At 56.7% G+C, this 2,281-nt stretch carries 2 rRNA genes; both read left to right on the plus strand.

Annotated features, from left to right (window positions below):
* Positions 1–2,074 (plus strand): 23S ribosomal RNA (locus ACIA8G_RS43880); the annotation flags it as partial.
* A 93-nt stretch (positions 2,075–2,167) separates the two neighbouring features.
* Positions 2,168–2,281, plus strand: a 5S ribosomal RNA gene (gene rrf / locus ACIA8G_RS43885); the annotation flags it as partial.

The following is a 2,281-nucleotide window of genomic DNA, read 5'->3' on the forward strand; positions in this document are numbered from 1 at the left end:
GTGAGAGTGCGGCAGTGAGACTGCGGGGGATAAGCTTCGTAGTCGAGAGGGAAACAGCCCAGAACGCCAGCTAAGGCCCCTAAGTGTGTGCTAAGTGGGAAAGGATGTGGGGTCGCACAGACAGCCAGGAGGTTGGCTTAGAAGCAGCCACCCTTTAAAGAGTGCGTAATAGCTCACTGGTCAAGTGGTCCTGCGCCGACAATGTAGCGGGGCTTAAGCACACCGCCGAAGCTGTGTCATTTCGAGCTTGACTCGGGATGGGTAGGGGAGCGTCGTGTAGCGGTTGAAGCGGCGGAGGAATCCAGCCGTGGACGCTATGCGAGTGAGAATGCAGGCATGAGTAGCGAAAGACGAGTGAGAAACTCGTCCGCCGGATGACCAAGGGTTCCTGGGCCAGGCTAATCCGCCCAGGGTAAGTCGGGACCTAAGGCGAGGCCGACAGGCGTAGTCGATGGACAACGGGTTGATATTCCCGTACCCGTGTGAACGCGCCCATGATGAACCTTGTGATACTAACCGCCCGAAGCACCCGCGACGATCCTTCGGGATCTAGTGGACTGTGGAGCGCGGGACCTGAACTTGTAGTAGTCAAGCGATGGGGTGACGCAGGAGGGTAGCTCCGCCAGTGAGTGGTAGTACTGGTGCAAGCGTGTAGGGAGTCTGGTAGGCAAATCCGCCAGGCACATATCCTGAGACGTGATGCGTAGCCGATTGAGGCGAAGTAGAGTGATCCCATGCTGCCGAGAAAAGCCTCTAGCGAGCTTTCACGCGGCCCGTACCCCAAACCGACACAGGTGGTCAGGTAGAGAATACCAAGGCGATCGGGCGAACTGTGGTTAAGGAACTCGGCAAAATGCCCCCGTAACTTCGGGAGAAGGGGGGCCGTAGCGCTTGAAGCCTCTTGCAGGCTAGGGCGAGACGGCCGCAGAGACCAGCGAGAAGCGACTGTTTACTAAAAACACAGGTCCATGCGAAGTCGCAAGACGATGTATATGGACTGACGCCTGCCCGGTGCTGGAACGTTAAGGGGACCGGTTAGTCCGCAAGGGCGAAGCTGAGAACTTAAGCGCCAGTAAACGGCGGTGGTAACTATAACCATCCTAAGGTAGCGAAATTCCTTGTCGGGTAAGTTCCGACCTGCACGAATGGCGTAACGACTTCTCGACTGTCTCAACCGCAGGCCCGGCGAAATTGCATTACGAGTAAAGATGCTCGTTACGCGCGGCAGGACGGAAAGACCCCGGGACCTTTACTATAGCTTGGTATTGGTGTTCGATTCGGCTTGTGTAGGATAGGTGGGAGACTGTGAAGCGGCCACGCCAGTGGTTGTGGAGTCATCGTTGAAATACCACTCTGGTCGTATTGGATGTCTAACCTCGGTCCGTGATCCGGATCAGGGACAGTGCCTGGTGGGTAGTTTAACTGGGGCGGTTGCCTCCCAAAGAGTAACGGAGGCGCTCAAAGGTTCCCTCAGCCTGGTTGGCAATCAGGTGTTGAGTGCAAGTGCACAAGGGAGCTTGACTGTGAGACTGACGGGTCGAGCAGGGACGAAAGTCGGAACTAGTGATCCGGCCATGGCTTGTGGAAGCGTGGTCGCTCAACGGATAAAAGGTACCCCGGGGATAACAGGCTGATCTTCCCCAAGAGTCCATATCGACGGGATGGTTTGGCACCTCGATGTCGGCTCGTCGCATCCTGGGGCTGGAGTAGGTCCCAAGGGTTGGGCTGTTCGCCCATTAAAGCGGTACGCGAGCTGGGTTTAGAACGTCGTGAGACAGTTCGGTCCCTATCCGCCGCGCGCGTAGGATACTTGAGGAAGGCTGTCCCTAGTACGAGAGGACCGGGACGGACGGACCGCTGGTGTGCCAGTTGTTCTGCCAAGAGCATTGCTGGTTGGCTACGTTCGGAAGGGATAACCGCTGAAGGCATCTAAGCGGGAAGCTCGTTCCAAGATGAGGTATCCCACTCTTCGTGAGTTAAGGCCCCCAGCTAGACCACTGGGTTGATAGGCCAGAGGTGGAAGACCGGTAACGGTTGGAGCTGACTGGTACTAATAGGCCGAGGACTTGTTACAAAGACGCTACGCATCCACTGTGCGGTTCTGGAAGAACAACCAGAACCGATCGAACCCGCAGGATCGGGGTTCTAGGTTGTAATTTCATAGTGTTTCGGTGGTTATAGCGTTGGGGAAACACCCGGTCCCATTCCGAACCCGGTAGTTAAGCCCTTCTGCGCCGATGGTACTGCACTGGTTACGGTGTGGGAGAGTAGGTCGCCGCCG

The sequence above is a fragment of the Lentzea sp. NPDC051213 genome (assembly GCF_044455585.1).
In the GTDB taxonomy this organism is placed as follows: Bacteria; Actinomycetota; Actinomycetes; order Mycobacteriales; family Pseudonocardiaceae; genus Lentzea.